This window comes from Bacillus sp. REN3, assembly GCF_017912555.1.
GTDB lineage: Bacteria > Bacillota > Bacilli > Bacillales > Cytobacillaceae > Mesobacillus.
This window is the reverse complement of sequence record NZ_JAERSD010000001.1, coordinates 253698-270361: the sequence shown is the minus strand read 5'-3', so window position 1 is coordinate 270361 and position 16664 is coordinate 253698. Positions and strand designations below refer to the sequence as shown.

13 protein-coding genes are annotated in these 16664 nt (G+C 46.3%); 2 read left to right on the top strand and 11 right to left on the bottom strand.

Annotated features, from left to right (window positions below):
- Nucleotides 1-143: 143 nt before the first annotated feature.
- Together JJQ88_RS01305 and hflX are read right to left on the bottom strand one after the other, a co-directional pair.
- On the bottom strand, nucleotides 144-1409 hold the full coding sequence (locus JJQ88_RS01305) for a methionine gamma-lyase family protein (RefSeq protein WP_210363922.1): 1266 nt from the start codon (nucleotides 1407-1409) through the stop codon (nucleotides 144-146).
- Nucleotides 1410-1439: 30 nt separating this feature from the next.
- Nucleotides 1440-2699: a GTPase HflX gene (gene hflX, locus JJQ88_RS01300; RefSeq protein ID WP_210363921.1), complete on the bottom strand. Its 1260-nt coding sequence runs from the start codon at nucleotides 2697-2699 to the stop codon at nucleotides 1440-1442.
- A gap of 181 nt (nucleotides 2700-2880) precedes the next feature.
- Here hflX and JJQ88_RS01295 point away from each other — a divergent pair, with 181 nt between their 5' ends.
- Nucleotides 2881-3495, top strand: a complete 615-nt coding sequence (locus JJQ88_RS01295; RefSeq protein ID WP_210363920.1) for a trimeric intracellular cation channel family protein — start codon at nucleotides 2881-2883, stop codon at nucleotides 3493-3495.
- 76 nt (nucleotides 3496-3571) lie between these two features.
- Here the strand turns inward: JJQ88_RS01295 and JJQ88_RS01290 are convergent, their stop codons facing one another.
- From JJQ88_RS01290 to miaA, 4 genes are all read right to left on the bottom strand, one after another.
- A complete protein-coding gene (locus tag JJQ88_RS01290; RefSeq protein WP_210363919.1) occupies nucleotides 3572-3805 on the bottom strand; it encodes a glutaredoxin family protein in 234 nt (77 codons plus the stop codon).
- A 978-nt stretch (nucleotides 3806-4783) separates the two neighbouring features.
- Nucleotides 4784-5731 carry a stage V sporulation protein K gene (gene spoVK / locus JJQ88_RS01285; protein ID WP_210363918.1) on the bottom strand — a complete coding sequence of 316 codons (948 nt, stop codon included), beginning with the start codon at nucleotides 5729-5731 and terminating at the stop codon, nucleotides 4784-4786.
- A gap of 208 nt (nucleotides 5732-5939) precedes the next feature.
- Nucleotides 5940-6170: an RNA chaperone Hfq gene (gene hfq / locus JJQ88_RS01280; RefSeq protein ID WP_210363917.1), complete on the bottom strand. Its 231-nt coding sequence runs from the start codon at nucleotides 6168-6170 to the stop codon at nucleotides 5940-5942.
- Between the two features lie 29 nt (nucleotides 6171-6199).
- Nucleotides 6200-7153 (bottom strand): tRNA (adenosine(37)-N6)-dimethylallyltransferase MiaA, encoded by a 954-nt coding sequence (miaA, locus tag JJQ88_RS01275; protein WP_210363916.1) that lies wholly within the window; start codon nucleotides 7151-7153, stop codon nucleotides 6200-6202.
- Between the two features lie 335 nt (nucleotides 7154-7488).
- On the opposite strand from miaA, the gene mreBH reads away from it, so the two are divergent.
- A complete protein-coding gene (gene mreBH, locus JJQ88_RS01270) occupies nucleotides 7489-8496 on the top strand; it encodes a rod-share determining protein MreBH (protein WP_210363915.1) in 1008 nt (335 codons plus the stop codon).
- 268 nt (nucleotides 8497-8764) lie between these two features.
- Here mreBH and JJQ88_RS01265 read toward each other — a convergent pair whose 3' ends face one another.
- From JJQ88_RS01265 to JJQ88_RS01245, 5 genes are all read right to left on the bottom strand, one after another.
- Nucleotides 8765-9211, bottom strand: coding sequence for a hypothetical protein (locus JJQ88_RS01265; protein WP_210363914.1), 447 nt, complete (start codon nucleotides 9209-9211; stop codon nucleotides 8765-8767).
- Between the two features lie 358 nt (nucleotides 9212-9569).
- Nucleotides 9570-11525, bottom strand: a complete 1956-nt coding sequence (mutL, locus tag JJQ88_RS01260; RefSeq protein WP_210363913.1) for a DNA mismatch repair endonuclease MutL — start codon at nucleotides 11523-11525, stop codon at nucleotides 9570-9572.
- Nucleotides 11526-11543: 18 nt separating this feature from the next.
- On the bottom strand, nucleotides 11544-14213 hold the full coding sequence (mutS, locus tag JJQ88_RS01255; protein WP_210363912.1) for a DNA mismatch repair protein MutS: 2670 nt from the start codon (nucleotides 14211-14213) through the stop codon (nucleotides 11544-11546).
- A 124-nt stretch (nucleotides 14214-14337) separates the two neighbouring features.
- Nucleotides 14338-15468, bottom strand: a complete 1131-nt coding sequence (locus JJQ88_RS01250) for an ABC transporter permease (protein WP_210363911.1) — start codon at nucleotides 15466-15468, stop codon at nucleotides 14338-14340.
- The gene (locus JJQ88_RS01245) at nucleotides 15461-16660 is read right to left on the bottom strand and encodes an ABC transporter permease (RefSeq protein WP_210363910.1); all 1200 of its coding nucleotides are present in this window, start codon (nucleotides 16658-16660) and stop codon (nucleotides 15461-15463) included. Before JJQ88_RS01245 ends, JJQ88_RS01250 begins: the two co-directional genes overlap by 8 nt.
- Nucleotides 16661-16664 lie beyond the last annotated feature (4 nt).

Here is a 16664-nt window from a genome sequence, read left to right as displayed (position 1 = left end):
TTTCTCCTCCTTCCCCCTTAAATTATGTTTATTATATTTCAATGTTAAATTTCATGTCAAGGATATGTTAGGAAACCTAACATGAAATGAACAAAAAAGAACAGGACATTTAGCAAGCTGCCCTGTTGTATATTTACCTATTTTCAAACGATTAAACCTTTTTCGATCAATGAATCGATCGCCAGGCATACTGCGACTTTGACATGCGTGTATGTGAGCCCGCCCTGGACATAGGCTACATAGGGCGGTCTTATAGGACCGTCAGCCGTCAATTCAATGCTCGCTCCCTGGATGAATGTACCAGCGGCCATGATTACATCATCTTCATAGCCGGGCATGTAGGCTGGATAAGCAGTGACATGTGAATTGATTGGTGAAGCGAACTGGATAGCCTGGCAAAAAGCAATCATTTTGTCACGGTCATCGAATTGGACGGACTGGATCAAATCTGTTCGTTCCGTATCCCATTTCGGTGAAGAATTCATTCCAAGCCGTTCCAGTATGGCTGCTGTGAACACTGCTCCCTTCAGAGCCTGGGCCACGATATGCGGCGCCATGAAAAACCCCTGGTACATTTCCTGGAGCGAGTAGAGTGATGCCCCGGCTTCCGCTCCTATCCCAGGAGACGTCATCCTGTAGGAACATGACTGTACATGTTCTGCCTTGCCAACAATGTAGCCTCCAGTTTTGGCGATTCCCCCGCCCGGATTTTTGATCAGGGAGCCTGCGATCAAGTCCGCCCCGACATGGCAAGGCTCTCTTTCTTCGACAAACTCTCCATAGCAGTTATCAACAAAGACGACGACATCGTTCTTGATTTCTTTGACGAAGCGCACCATTTCGGAAATTTCTGCGATGGTGAAGGACGGCCTTGTTGCGTAGCCTTTCGAGCGCTGGATGCCGATCATCTTCGTATTGGGCTTGATCGCTTTCCTGACCGAATCCCAGTCTATTCCTCCCCCTTCAGTTAGGTCCACCGTGTTATAGGAAATTCCAAACTCCTTCAGCGAGCCGTTCCCGGTTCCGCGGATGCCGATGATTTCCTCAAGGGTATCATATGGCTTCCCCGTGATATACAGGAGTTCATCTCCAGGGCGAAGGATGCCGAACAATGCTATGGAAATGGCATGGGTGCCTGAGATGATTTGCGGGCGGACAAGGCCTGCTTCCGCTCCGAACACCTCAGCATATATTTTTTCAAGGGTCTCCCTGCCAGCATCATCATAACCATATCCAGTAGAGGGGATGAAATGTGAGTCGCTGACACGGTTTCTCTGAAAGCTTTGCAACACTCTGAACTGATTTGTATCAATCCGTTGATCTATCTTTTTATGGACTTCACGTAACTGCTCTTCGACCTCGCCCACAAGCTGCTGAAGTCTTTGTCCGTTTTTTAGCTGTGTAAACATCTTGCTCTCCATTCTAATCAAAAGTCATTATTAAATAGAAAATCGTTTTAATTGGCCTGTTATTTGATGGTCCGCCAACGAGTATCCTTTGCATCGATATCCTTGCCTTCCTTCATCAAAGGAAAGCTCGCGCAGGATCGTTTCATTCTTAAGCTGTGCCAGCAGCTTTCCCTCATCGGAAGGGACGATGACATTGAAAGGCTCCATCATGTTGATGATGGCTTCTTCGATTTTGACAAGCAAACTTTTCCTATCTTCCTCATTGAAAGCGCTGATGAAACATGTCTCGTTTCTAGCGCTCGGCACAAAATCCTGATGTGCGATATCCCGTTTATTATAAACTGTGATTTGCGGAATATGGTGAACTTCGAGATCTTCAAGCAAGCGGTTGACCGTAAGTTCATGCGAAAAATAGTCCTGGTTTGACATATCGACAATATGGAGCAGCAGGTCCGCTTCCCTTACTTCCTCTAATGTGGAACGGAAGGCTGCAATCAATGTCGTCGGCAAATCCTGTATGAACCCAACCGTATCGGTCATCAGTACGGTAAAACCGCTGGGAAGGATCGATTTTCTTGTCATTGGGTCAAGTGTGGCGAACAACTGGTTTTCTTCATACGACTCCGCCTCGGTCAGCCGATTGAACAGCGTGGACTTCCCAGCATTCGTATAGCCGACGAGCGCAATCTGGAACGCTTTGTTTTTCTTCCTCCGTTCGCGATACCGATCCCGGTGCTGGACGATCACCGCCAGCTGGGCTTTGATATCATCTATTCGCCTCCGGATGTGCCGCCTGTCAGCCTCTAGCTTTGTTTCCCCAGGGCCTCTCGTACCAATTCCGGCGCCAAGACGGGACATCTCGATTCCTTTTCCGCCGAGGCGCGGGAGGAGGTACTGCAGCTGAGCAAGTTCTACCTGCAGCTTTCCTTCCTTCGAACGGGCTCTTTGAGCAAAAATATCGAGAATCAGCTGGGTACGGTCGATGATCCTCGCCTTCAGACTGCTCGAGAGATTCCGGTTTTGGCTTGGTGTTAATTCATCATTGAATATGATCAGGTCTGGTTCCAGTTCTGCCTCGAGCGCCTGGATTTCTTCCACCTTTCCTTTTCCGATATAGGTAGCCGGGTGGATTTTCGGGCGCTTCTGGACAACCTGGACAAGAACCCTCCCCTTTGCTGTTTCTGTGAGCGAGGTGAGTTCTTCCATGGAATATTGAAACCGGAGGTCATCCTCTTCCGTCGTCTGGCAGCCGACAAGGATTACTTTTTCAAGCAACTTTTCTTGTTCCAACTAGACCCCTTCTTTCGTTTTTCAGCTACACACATCATATCAAATAACGGGAACAAACAAAAATTCGGCAAAATGCTTCAATCAAACTTGTATAATAGAATAGCCATGATAAAATCAATATGTTTCCATTTTCCTATTTTAGTATCCATGGACGATTTTCACAAGAGGAGCAATGACATAAATGACATGGGAAGTACTCAGCATGATTGGAACGGTAGCATTCGCGATTAGCGGCGCTATCATTGCAATGGAAGAAGAATATGATATTTTTGGAGTATATATACTTGGGATTGTCACTGCTTTTGGGGGCGGGGCAATCCGCAACCTGCTAATTGGCGTGCCGGTTTCCGCGCTTTGGGACCAAGGATTATTCTTTCATCTTGCGTTGTTGTCGATTACAATCGTTTTTATTTTTCCCGGCAACCTGTTGAGGCATTGGCAGCGCTGGGGCAATTTCTTTGATGCGATCGGGCTGGCGGCGTTTGCCATCCAGGGCGCAATGTATGCTTCGAGAATGGGCCATCCGCTCAGCGCTGTGTTAGTAGCGGCGGTATTGACCGGAAGCGGAGGCGGCATCATCCGCGACTTGCTGGCTGGACGGAAGCCGATTGTCTTTAAGAAGGATATATATGCCGTATGGGCTGTGCTGGCTGGACTGATGATTGGCCTCGGCATGGCGGACAGCCCCGTTGAATTATATGTACTGTTTACCGTCATCACGGCATTTCGCGTCATGTCCTACACCTTCAAATGGCAGCTTCCGGTCAGGAAAATAGGCTCGATTGAAGCGGAATGAAACAAAAGAAATGGACTTCCGTTTTTTCGGAAGCCCATTCTCTTTTCCTTACCATCCCAATATACAAGATCGCAGGTTACTTTCTTACATAGGACATGATGGTATTAGGATCGAATCCTAGCACCCAACGGCCGTTAACATTTGATTGCGGAACGCCCATTTGTCCAGTTGCATCCACCAGTCGCTGTGCAGCAATTGGATCCTGCTGGACATTGACCTCCTTGTATGGCAGGCCTTGATCATCCAGGAAATTTTTCAGCATTGTGCAATAAGGACAAGTATTCGTTGTGTAGACTGTGATATCGTTCATTTTCAAATTCCTCCAATTAAGTAAATTTTATACCCCTAAGGGTATATTAGCATCCACTTAAAACAATGTCAACTCTTTAGCTGACGTTATTTTCATCTGTCACAAGGAGTGGAATAACCTGTATACACCTTATTAAAAGCTTCCCTGCTCCCATTCTCTACTACAAACGCCGAGCAACAAATGAAAAATAGATCCCCTCCATAATCTGTTGATAGTTTGTTTTAGCTTACCTGGCAGGTGTAAAAAAGCAGACTTGGCTATTGTCTTGATATCACCAGCAACGTGTAAAAGACAAAGATAAGCTTGCCAATTAGTTGGTTCCTATCATTCCGTGATGGGTATGGCTATGCTGGGAGCTGTTTTCTTTAATCATCCAGAACCCAAGTTTCATTTCCCATATTGGTAATTGATTATGTGATCCTTCTCGGCTATGTAAACTCAAGAATGGTTGAGTAACGCTAAAAGGCAGGAGAATTTTTGAAGCTAACTCCTGCCCTGCCGTCGAGACGGATGGTGATTATTTTACATTGGCTTGGGTGTTGATTTCCACTCCGGGGACATGCTTTCCGCTGGGCGTCAGTGGAGCTGGTCCAGCTTCAGCGACTAGCCCGTCCGAGTCGCTTCGCTCCTGCCAATGAAGTCAAAGAGTGACTTCACTGTCAGGCCCTTCGACGGACAGGACGTCCTAGTGCCGACGTTGCCGCAGGACGCGGCGGTCTTAGTCGGCCAGCGCTTGTCGGGGCTGACCAAAGCGCTTCAGCTTCCCTATCTCCTCGGCGCTAAGGGCGCCTGCGGGGTCTCCACCTTGCCGCTGCATCCCGCAGGACACTGAAAGGCTCCGGCGAATTCGCCCACGCACGAAGGAAATGCATTAGCATTTTCGAGGAGTCAGTCCCTTCCGTTCCAATCAACTCTTTAAAAAACAACATTCAGCTTTAACACAGCCTTGTGGAAAAAGAAGCATTTCAGTTAACAGTTCTACTCCTCAGAAAAAATAAGATCATTGCTGCGGATTGTCATTAACTCATGCCGGTCATATTGGTTTTGCATCAACAGCCGCATCGCCTGCGCCCGAATTGATTTTTCAATGACATTCCGGACATACCGGCCGTTTGAGAAACCCGTTTTGCCATGTGAAGATTTCACCTGCATAAGGTGATCGCGGAATTTCCTTTCAGCTTCATGGCTTAGGCTGTATTCTCTTTCTTTAAGCATGCGGTCGGAAATTTCCATTAGCTGATCAATCGAGTAGTCCGGAAAATCGATCACAAGAGGAAAACGTGAATGAAGACCGGGATTAAGTGTAAGGAAAAATTCCATCTCCCTTGAATACCCTGCCAGTATGAGGATGAATTCATGCTGTTTGTCCTCCATATGTTTGACAAGCGTATCGATGGCTTCCTTGCCGAAGTCTTTCTCCCCTCCTCGGCCTAATGAGTAAGCTTCGTCAATGAACAGGATGCCTCCAAGCGCTTTTTTGATTAAGTCCCTTGTTTTTTGTGCAGTATGCCCAATATACTCGCCGACAAGATCCGCCCTTTCCGCCTCGATCAAATGCCCTTTCGAAAGGACATTCATTTTCTGGAACAGTTTCCCGATGATTCTAGCTACTGTGGTCTTGCCCGTTCCCGGATTTCCTTTGAACATCATGTGCAACGCTTGCTTTCCAGCCTTAAGCCCCAATTCTTCCCGTTTTTTATTTACATATATCCAGGCATAAATTTCCTTGATCATCTTCTTCATTTCTTCCATCCCTACAAGCGACTCTAGTTCGGTTTCTATCTCCTTCAGTGCTGCATGCTCCTGCGGGATTGACTTTGGAACCAGCTGCGAATCGGGCAATTCCTTCATTGTCGTTTTCCGTCTCTGAGCATTCAGTACAATGCTGATTTGACCGTTGTTTTTCTTCCGAAGCGGTTGGTCCAAAGATTTCACCTCTCATTCTAAAAAACAGTATACGCATCGATGCTGTTTATGTGTTTAGAACTTTATTCCACACTCCTTAATTTATATGTATCCCCCCGGGCTGTCATTCATTTTAAAATTGAAGCTCAAAAACAGCGCTAATCCCGGCAAAAATAAAAAGTGCCCGGCCCCGCGTATTCAACGCAGTGGGCCGGGCACCATGCTTTCATCAAGATTGGCTTTCGAAATCAAGCTGGACATTTTTTTGCGGTGCGAAAGTTGAGATTGCATGCTTAAAAACGAGCTGCTGTTTTCCTTCGGATTCAAATAGAACGGTGAAGTTATCAAAACCTTTAATTTGTCCCCTCAATTGAAATCCATTCAGCAGGAATACGGTAACATTGACATTATCTTTCCGAAGCTGGTTTAAATATTGGTCCTGAATGTTCACTTGTTTCATGGGCGGATCCTCCTCTTTTATCTCTATAATTATGTATTCGCTTTTATCTCAAGCTTTCCTTCAATGAACTTTGAAATTTCAGCGAATTTTTTTTCAATGTCTTCTGACTCTGACATATCAAACCATTCCACCTTCATCTTGTTTCGAAACCAGGTCAACTGCCTTTTGGCATATCGGCGTGAATTTTGCTTCAAATTTTCTATTGCTTGTTGGAGAGTCACATTTCCATCAAAGTAATCATATAGCTCCTTATAGCCGATTGCCTGGATTGATTGACAATCCCTTAACCCTTTATCGTAAAGATGCTTTACTTCCTGAAGAAGCCCTTGCTCTACCATTCTGTCAACACGCAAATTGATGCGTTCATACAAAAGCTCACGATCCATGGTCAGACCGACAAGCGCTGTATTATATAAAAGCTCTGGAGACTGATCTCCCTGTACTTCACTTGCTGTCTTCCCAGTACAATGGATGACTTCAAGGGCACGTATGACCCTTCGTATATTATTCGGGTGGATGCGTGCTGCGCTTTCGGGATCTGCTTCCTTCAATGTTTGATGCAAAGCTTCCGGTCCATCCTCATCGGCTTGCCTTTCAAGCGCTTCGCGGAACGACTGGTCGGAGGGCGAATCTGTAAAATGGTAGTCATAAATGGCGGACTGAATATAGAGGCCCGTTCCTCCTACAATCATTGGCAACCTGCCCCTGGTACTTATTTCTTCGATTTTCGCGCGGACAAGCTCCTGGAACTCTGCTGTAGAAAAACTTTCCTCAGGTTCCTTAATATCAAGCAGGTGATGAGGGATTCCCTCCATTTCTTCCTGGGTGATTTTTGCAGTGCCGATATCCATCCCTTTGTATATTTGCATTGAATCCCCGCTGATGATTTCCGCATTGAATCGTTTTGCCAGCTCAATGCTGAGACTGGTTTTGCCTACAGCTGTCGGCCCAATCAAAACAATCAATTTTTGTTTTTTTTCCAAAGCCTTTCACACTGCCTTTTCCTGATTACGTTCCTGCCTGCCTGATTGCAGCATGCACTTTACTCCATCTTACCATTAGGCGCGGTTAAAGGCCAATGGTGATCGGAGAGAAAATCAACAGGCAACAATTGCTTAGCCAAAGCGAATGATTCGAACATCCCTTCATTATATCCGGATTTTGACATTGATATCCTCCATTATTTGAAAACTTTTCCTCAACTTTTACAATTAGTTAACGATTCCGTAACAAAAGCCTTTTTACCCCCTTATTCATGGTAATTTAATAGAAGTCTATGGGTGGAACTACTATTTTATAGAGAACTGGGTGAAATCAGATGATATCTACTACAGAAATCGGAATCGATTTAGGAACAGCCAATACACTTGTATATAGCAAAAATAAGGGCGTTGCCTTAAATGAACCTTCAGTCGTAGCGATTGATACTGAAACAAAGAACGTGCTTGCGGTCGGCAAGGAAGCGAAAGAAATGATTGGCAAGACACCTGGCAATATTGTGGCCATACGCCCGCTGAAGGATGGAGTCATTGCTGATTTCGACGTGACAACAGAAATGCTTAAACAAATCATGAAGAAAGCATCAAAAAGGGCAGGATATGCGATTCGCAAACCTAATGTCGTTGTTTGCACACCATCAGGATCAACAAGCGTAGAGCAGAGGGCGATTCATGACGCCGTCCGCAATGCCGGAGCAAAAAAAGTACATATTATCGAAGAACCTGTTGCAGCTGCCATCGGTGCCGGGCTGCCAGTCGATGAGCCTGTGGCCAATGTGGTCGTTGATATTGGCGGAGGTACGACTGAAGTAGCGATCATATCCTACGGCGGTGTTGTTGCCTGCCATTCTATCCGCGTCGCCGGTGATAGGCTGGATGAGGATATTATCCAGTATGTCCGCAAGGAATATAATGTGTTGATTGGGGAAAGAACAGCAGAAAAAATCAAGATGGAAATCGGATATGGCCTCGTGGACCATGAGAAGCTGGAAATGGAAATCCGCGGCCGTGACCTTGTCACTGGCCTGCCAAAGACAGTGCAGTTGAATTCATATGAAATCAGAGAAGCGATCAAGGAATCCCTTCTTCATATCCTTGAAGCAATCCGTAAAACTTTGGAGGATTGCCCAGCAGAGCTGAGCGGTGATATAGTGGATCGGGGAGTCATTTTGACTGGCGGTGGAGCATTGCTTAATGGCATGCAGGATTGGCTAAGTAAAGAAATCGTTGTTCCCGTCCATATTGCCCCTAACCCTCTTGAGGCAGTCGCCATCGGCACCGGAAAGGCATTGAAGTACATCCATAAGTTACAGCCAGCTGTAAAATAGAGTTGTAAGGTTAAAAACTCACCATGCATCATCATGTCTTACTGGTAAGGAATGTCAAGGTACGAGTGACATTTACGGTCACTCCAGCACGAATAGCGCAGCCGATCCAGGGAATAGAATTAAAAAGAGAAGAAAAAACATAAAAAAAGCCGTGTTGATACCATCCTTCAGGAATCAACACGGCTTTTTAAGATTTTTGACTTTAGGGATAAACAAAATGCAGGGGAGCGTTTCAGTGCTGATTCCAGACAGATGTGTGCACCACCTGTCATTCTTCTACATAGTGCTTCCTAAGTCTGTTGAAATAAAGGAATACAGGAAGTGGGATGACGATGAAGCCCAGACTTTTGATGATTTGATTGATAGCCCCGTTTTTTTGCCTTTGTTGTTCTTCTTTCTTATACAGTTCATAGCTGTTGAGAAGCTCCTCTTCGCTCATCTCTGTCTTTGCGCCTTCCATTTTTCCACTCAGGGTCATTTGTTTATAGTCTGTATAGCTTTGATAATACCCTGATGGACTAACCAAATCGGCCGCTGCCATAAAAATGGAAACTCCTCCTCCAATAACCATCATCAGTGTAGCGAATAGAACTAGATAAGTGTATAAATGCCTGATCACGGTTTCACCCCCTTTTTCTTTGTTTTTCGTTGCATAAGCTATGATAAAAACAAGGATGACAATTGGCAAGAATATAAATAGCAATGAGAAAACCAATGGAGCACCTCCATTCTTCCTTCTCCCTCTACTATACTGCTAAAGCAGGATTTAGACTATCCTTTTTAAGGTTGCCATAGGAATCCAGATATCCGTCTTATATGGAGCTTAGCTGGACTTTTGGTGAGCCTGTTGCTGCTCTTCAAGGAACACATCAGGTCGCTAAAAAAAATCAGTCTGACTGACAAATGTTATAGGACGCACTAGCCAACCATTGCCGAGGGACAATCAGAAGAATGATTCCCAAAACGAGGAATCTGCGTGCCTTCCGTTCCAACCAACAGGTATTAAAAATCAACACTTGTCTTTAACATAGCCAAAGAAAAAAACAGCATCCCACAGAGGAAAGCTGCTTCTTTCACATGACTCTTTTGAACATTTTTTCCATCTCATAAGTCGAATAATGGATGATGATTGGGCGTCCATGCGGACAGGTGAAAGGATCCGACGATCGCCTCAATTCATCCAGCAATGCCTGGATTTCATCATTGCGCAAATGGTGGTTCGCCTTGATTGAAGCCTTGCAGCTCATCATGATCGCTGCTTCTTCCCTGAGCTTTTTAATATCGACCTTTTTCATTGCAAGCAGTTGTTCAATCATCTCTTCGATCAGCTGCTTCTCTTTCCCGCCCGGAAACCACTGGGGGTGTGAACGTATGATGAAGCTGTTAAGTCCAAATGGCTCAAGGAAAACGCCTACCTTTTCAAGCTCTTGCCGGTGCTCATTGATTTTAATGCATTCATCAGCTGAATATTCGAGCGTAAGCGGTACGAGCAACTCCTGCAGCTCAGAAGCTACCTCTCCGACTTTGTCTTTGAAATACTCATATTTGATCCGCTCCTGGGCAGCATGCTGGTCTATGATGTACAGACCCCTGTCATTCTGGGCAAGAATATACGTACCGTGCATTTGCCCGATGGGGTAGAGCGGCGGAACCCTGGATTCCTTAGCATTGGGACTCGGGACCGTTTCAACACTTGCGCAGGATGATGTAATTTCTTGCTGCTTCTTGTCGATATCATGCGATGCCTCTTCTTCCGCTGAACCATCAGTCGCATTCGTCTCGGTTCCCGTTTCCCCGTCCTCTGCCGCAAGGAAGGCATTCCGCCAGTTCGGTATAACGGTCCCTTCTCCGAAACTATTTTCTGCTTCTGCAATAGGGCGGCTCATCTCCGTTGCTTTATCTTCCACAGCCGATCCATGTCCAGGAATAACATTGCCCCGTGCTGGAGGATATTTTTTCTCTACAGACAAATGATCAAGGTTCATGGAAGTCTGTTCTGATTTAAGCTTCTCATGCTTGCTGGTGACAAGCCCAGCTGGTATCAATTCCTTCTTTTTGAAGGCATCTTTGATTACAGCCGACACGAGACTATTCAATTCCTGTTCCTTGCTCAGCCTGACTTCCATTTTTGATGGATGGACATTGACGTCGATCAATAGTGGGTCCATCTCAATGCTAAGCAGAACAACAGGATAGCGTCCAATTGGCAACAGCGTATGGTAGCCTTCGAGAATCGCTTTCACGAGGGCGTAGTTTTTGATGAACCGGCCATTTATCATCGTTGAAATATAATTTCTTGACGCGCGCGTGACTTCCGGAAGGGAAATATATCCGTTGATTTTATAATCAAGCGACTCTCCTGCTATTGGCACCATCGACTTGGCCATGTTCAGACCATAGATCGCCGCAAGCACTTGCCTGACATCCCCATTGCCGGCCGTGTGCAGCAGCTTCCTGTCATTGTGTACAAGCCTGAATGAGATATCGGGATTCGCAAGCGCAAGCCGATTGACAATATCAGTGATGTTGCCAAGCTCTGTGTGGATGGTTTTCATATATTTGAGGCGTGCAGGTGTATTGAAAAATAAATCAGTAATTGTAATATCGGTTCCTTTACGGGCATCCGCTTTTTCCAGTGACTCTACCTTCCCGCCTTCAATCTTGATCCTGTTCCCTTCCTGGCCAGTCGAAGTCTTCATTTCAAGCCGTGATACGGACGCAATACTTGGGAGCGCCTCCCCCCTGAAGCCTAAAGTACGGATACGGAATAAATCGGTCTCATTCTTGATTTTGCTTGTTGCATGGCGCTCAAAGGCGGCAAGCACATCATCTTCTTCCAGACCATCACCGTTATCCGTAATCCTGATCTTTGCCAGTCCCGCTTCCTCAAGATCTATTTCGATCACAGTGCTCCCCGCATCGATTGAGTTTTCGAGCAATTCCTTGACGACGGAGGCTGGCCGTTCGACTACTTCCCCGGCTGCGATTTTATTCGATAAGGCATCATCAAGCTGAATGATTTTTCCCATGTACCCACCTCCGGTTCCCTATTGTCTAAGCTTTTTCTGCAGTTCATAAAGGACATTCATGGCCTGTAAAGGCGTCATATCCAAAATCTCCATCCCGCTTAACTGGTCAAGTACCTGTTTTTCTTTTCTGCTTGCCGCGCCAGCCTTTTTAGGAGCCGGGTCCTCTTCAAAGAATGACAGCTGTGCAGTGGCAGCTGTTTCGGCAGCATGCAGACGATTATCCTCATGGACCTGTCCCGCTGGCACTCCCGAAACGCCTGTTGTTTCTGCCGCACCTTGGCGGCTATGGAATTGGGCCGAGCCATTTTCATCTGTCTGTTCGAGAATTTGCAGGATTTCGGCAGCCCGTTCAATCAGGTCTGGCGGCAATTCCGCAAGCTGGGCGACATGGATGCCATAGCTCTTATCGGCTGCGCCTTCCTTGATCTTATGGAGGAAGACGACTTTTCCATTCTGTTCGACGGCACTGACATGGACATTCTTAAGCTTTTCCAGGTCTGCCTCCAGTGATGTCAGCTCATGATAATGGGTTGAAAACAAGGTTTTCGCCGCTATTTTATTATGGATATATTCAATCATCGCCTGTGCGAGCGCCATGCCATCGTAAGTTGAGGTTCCGCGGCCTATTTCATCGAATAAAATAAGGCTGTTTTCCGTGGCGTTCATGATTGCATTCTTTGCTTCAAGCATTTCGACCATGAAGGTACTCTGCCCTGAAACCAGGTCATCCGCTGCGCCGATTCTTGTGAACACCTGATCGAAAATCGGCAGGACTGCCTCTTTTGCAGGGACAAAGCAGCCCATTTGCGCCATGATGGCTGTCAAGGCTATTTGACGCATATACGTACTCTTACCAGACATATTCGGCCCGGTAATCAGCAGGACTTCCCTTTTGCTATCCATAAAGCAGTCATTCGGTACATACTCCTGCGCATCCATTACCTTTTCGACAACAGGGTGGCGTCCATCCTTCAAAACCACTTTCCTATCTGCCGAGAAAACAGGTTTTACATAATGCCGCTGTTCGCTAAGCTCGGCAAATCCGAGCAGGACATCCAGCTCGCTCAGCGCTTTTGCTAGCCCCTGCAATCTTGGGATGTACTCCTTGATTGTCTCCCTGATTCCGACAAAAAGCTGGTATTCGAGTTCCATGCTCTTTTCATCAGCCGCAAGGATCAGCTCTTCCTTTTCCTTCAAATCGGGAGTGATGTAACGTTCGGCATTCGACAGTGTCTGCTTGCGCTCATACCTGCCTTCCTGCAAAAGGTGAAGGTTCGCCTTCGTCACTTCGATATAGTAGCCAAAGACTCGGTTATAGCCTATTTTTAACGACTTAATTCCGGTCCTCTCCCGTTCCTCCCGTTCAAGCATCGCGATCCAGGTCTTACCATTCCTGCTCGCGTCCCGATACTGGTCAAGCTGCTGGTCATAGCCATCTCTGATAATATTCCCTTCCTTTACAGAAATAGGAGGATTGTCGACAATCGCCTGCTCAAGGAGGTCAGCCGCTTCCTCACAAGGATCGAGCCGCTCAGCCATCCTCTTGGCTTGATTGTGCTCAAGGCCGAGAAGGATTTGCCTCAATGCAGGGACTTGCAAAAGGGAACGTTTTAGCTGCATCAAATCCCTGGGATTCAAATTGCCAAACGCGACCCTGCCAGCAAGGCGCTCCAGATCATATACTTCCTTCAGTTTTTCCCTCAATTCCTGGCGTTCGAAAAATTGCCCTGCAAACAGCTCGACCATATCCTGTCTGCGGCTAATTTCCTCCTTGTCGATCAGCGGCCTGTTGATCCATTGCTTCAGCATCCTACCGCCCATGGCAGTCATCGTTTCATCCAGCAGCCATAAAAGCGACCCCTTCTTGGCTGTCGAACGGATCGTTTCCGTCATTTCAAGGTTCCGTTTTGAGAAATAATCGATTTTCATGAATTGCTGGACTTTGTATACCGCAACCTTTTGCAAATGGTCAAGGCTCCGTTTTTGCGTCCGGTACAAATAATTCAACAGCCTTGAGGCAGTTTTCTTCAACTGGTCGTCTTCAAGACCTGACAGCAATCTGGAGAAGCGATCGTCCACTTCTGTGTTATCTTCAATCGATAATGTCAAAATAGAGCGTTCTTTCAGTTTCTTCTGGATGTCGGGGCATAGCGTGCTTTCAATGACGACTTCCTTCGCTCCAGAAAGCGACAGTTCATTGACAAGCTCTTCCAGGTTGCCTGTCAGGAGCGTCGTCCTGCTTTCGCCAGTCGACAGGTCAGTGCATGCAAAGCCATATGTATCACCAGGAAAAACAGTCACGGCTGCGATGAAATTATTCTCTTTGTCCGCAAGTCCGCGGCCCTCCATCACCGTGCCGGGTGTAATCAGCTGGACGACTTCCCGCTTCACGACACCCTTAGCCATTTTCGGGTCCTCTGTCTGTTCACAAATCGCGACTTTGTATCCTTTGCTGATCAGTTGTTCGATATAATTTGGAGCGGAATGGTAAGGCACCCCGCACATCGGGATCCTTCCGTCGCTTCCTCCATCCCTGCTCGTCAATGTTATTTCAAGCTCCTTCGACGCTTTCAAAGCATCATCAAAAAACATTTCGTAAAAATCTCCGAGACGAAAAAATAAAAAGGCATCCTGGTAATCTGCCTTTATTTGCAAGTATTGTTTAATCATCGGGGTATATACAGCCATATTAACCTCCAAAATTCCTTAGATCGTTCACTCACTCTAAATATCTATTATAACTCTAGAAAAATGATTTTTCGATAGAATCCCCTTAAAAAGAATGCCAGCCTTTTTTCAGGCTGGCATCCTTCTAATAATATTTAACCTTTTTCAGGCCAATCACGAAGAAAAAGACACTGAAAACTGCCAATACAAAAACCGAGCTTAAAATAGCTGGCATATACAGGCTGCCACTGATGATTTCATTGAATCCGGTAATCATCCAGCTTTGAGGAACTGCTTTTGCAATGAGTTTCATGAAGTCAGGGACAATGTCAAGCGGCCAGTATACACCCCCGAGCATGCATGTACTGACAATCAGGACCGTCCCCAGGGCACTCGCCTGCTGCCTCGTCTTGACAAGGCTTGCGAGCATTAAACTAAACCCTACAATCGTGAGGATGACAATTGTGGCAAAGGGAATAAAGTAGAAAAGATTTCCCCAGCCTGCTCCGTATATCAGCTTCATGGCGGCCATCAGGACACCCAGCTGTATCCACCCCATCAGAAAATAGGACAGAAGATAACCTGCCATCACTTCTCTCTTAGATGCAGGAGAAGCTAACAGGCGCTGCCATGTACCGTTTGTTCTCTCATCAAGAATGGCAGATGCTGCCCCGGAAATCCCAAACATCATGAACATGATCGTAAACCCGATTGCCAGCAAACTGACAGCCTGCGTGTTTTCTTCATCTTTTTGGATGATTTCCTTGCTGATGGAAACGGATTCTTGGCCATTGATCTTTTGCAAAATTGCATCGATGTCAGGCGAATCCAGACCGGTTGCAAATTGAGCTGACTTTCCGACGGTTTTACCGGCACCTTCCAGGTATCTCCGTAACGCTTCATATTCCTGTGTCTTTCTTTGAACAATGACTTCAAACAAAGGACCTGTTTCCAGACGATCCAAATCATGCTCGTTTGCAATCATAACTGCTGCGATCGCCTTTTGGCTGCTTACAAGTTCCCTCGCTTCTTTTTTAGCAGCAACCCGCCATTGATATTGATCATTGCCAATTAGAAGTTTGACGATTTCATCCTCGCTTTCATCTCCTGGAGAGACGATGAGAACTAGAGGTTTCCTGTCTGATGAATTCCCTGAACCCATTCCTCCAAAAATGACGCTGAACAGAATCGGCATGACAAACATCATGATGATTGCAGCTGGCGAAACAATAAAGGATTTCAAATGAAGCCATGCGACTGCCATGATTTTACGCATACCAGGACCTCCTTTTCAAAGAGAAAGCAAACCAGGCAGCCAGGAGCGAAACTGTTCCAATAGAAACAAGAATGATTGCTTCATTTGCTACCTCCGGAAGGCCAGCACCTGACATCAATTCGAGAAACGTTTGCAACGTCAGGGCATTCGGGAAAATCTTCACCACCTCATTGACCCAATCAGGGAACATATACAGTGGAACCATGCTGCCTCCGACCGCAGCCATGATCTGTGTTCCAAGCATGGCTGCAGCTGAAAAAGCTTTCTCAGTATTGACGAGTATGCCGAGGAGTACTCCAAGTCCTGAGACACTGAAAACATAAGCGAGTCCGACAAAGATTACACCTGCGGCTGACTCGCCCCACTCCACGCTGAATAGAAGGTGTGTACCCAGGATGATGATGAAAAATTGGATGGATGAGGTAAAAAGAATGCCAATAAATTTACCAAGCAGGTAATCCCGTCCAGCCAGACTTGAAACGAGTAAACGACCATACACATCGTGTTCCTTTTCCTCAATCATCGCACTGACACCGGTGACCGCTGTCATCATCAGGAACATGACACCCATTCCGGCAGCATAATATTGAAAGGAGCTAACTGGCTCATGTTTCTCTTGAATGGCTATTTCCTTCACTGCCTTAAAAGAACTAGGCACTTTTACTGGGCCCCTGGCATCAAGCGTTTGTCTCTCTTCCATCGCAGCAGCCTCAGCAGCGACAGCCGTCCCGGCTGCATCCACAGCTGCTGATTGAGAAAATTCCATGATGACATTTTCGATAATGGCCGTTTGAACAGCAGCAGAAGGAATCGAAATGATTTCAACTTCCGATCCCTCGCCTGAAAGGACGGACTCGGTAAAACCGGCCGGGAGGATCAGTCCGATTGAAATCTTTTGTTCTTTCAATTGTTCATCCATTTGTTTTCTGTCCATTGATATCGCGGATACCAAATCGGTCAGGCCCTTGTTGATCACTTCATCTTCAAGAATAGTCCCCAGCTTACCCTCGTCATGATTCACGATCCCTACTTTGAATCTTTCTATCGCAGTTTCTTCTTCTCCCATCAAGTTTCCAAACGCAGCGCCAAGAATCCCGATCAGTAAGATTGGCATGAATACAAGTGTCAGCAATGCCTTACGGTCACGGCCAATGATTTTCGCATCCTTTACTGCCAGCCACCAAAATCCCATCCGT

What these genes read in the sequence shown, in the direction of transcription:
- JJQ88_RS01245 (WP_210363910.1), bottom strand. Translation starts at nt 16,660, where the DNA reads ATGGGATTTTGGTGGCTGGCAGTAAAGGATGCGAAAATCATTGGCCGT.
- mreBH (WP_210363915.1), top strand. Translation starts at nt 7,489, where the DNA reads ATGATATCTACTACAGAAATCGGAATCGATTTAGGAACAGCCAATACA.
- hfq (WP_210363917.1), bottom strand. Translation starts at nt 6,170, where the DNA reads ATGAAACAAGTGAACATTCAGGACCAATATTTAAACCAGCTTCGGAAA.
- mutL (WP_210363913.1), bottom strand. Translation starts at nt 11,525, where the DNA reads ATGGGAAAAATCATTCAGCTTGATGATGCCTTATCGAATAAAATCGCA.
- mutS (WP_210363912.1), bottom strand. Translation starts at nt 14,213, where the DNA reads ATGGCTGTATATACCCCGATGATTAAACAATACTTGCAAATAAAGGCA.
- JJQ88_RS01295 (WP_210363920.1), top strand. Translation starts at nt 2,881, where the DNA reads ATGACATGGGAAGTACTCAGCATGATTGGAACGGTAGCATTCGCGATT.
- JJQ88_RS01305 (WP_210363922.1), bottom strand. Translation starts at nt 1,409, where the DNA reads ATGTTTACACAGCTAAAAAACGGACAAAGACTTCAGCAGCTTGTGGGC.
- JJQ88_RS01250 (WP_210363911.1), bottom strand. Translation starts at nt 15,468, where the DNA reads ATGCGTAAAATCATGGCAGTCGCATGGCTTCATTTGAAATCCTTTATT.
- JJQ88_RS01290 (WP_210363919.1), bottom strand. Translation starts at nt 3,805, where the DNA reads ATGAACGATATCACAGTCTACACAACGAATACTTGTCCTTATTGCACA.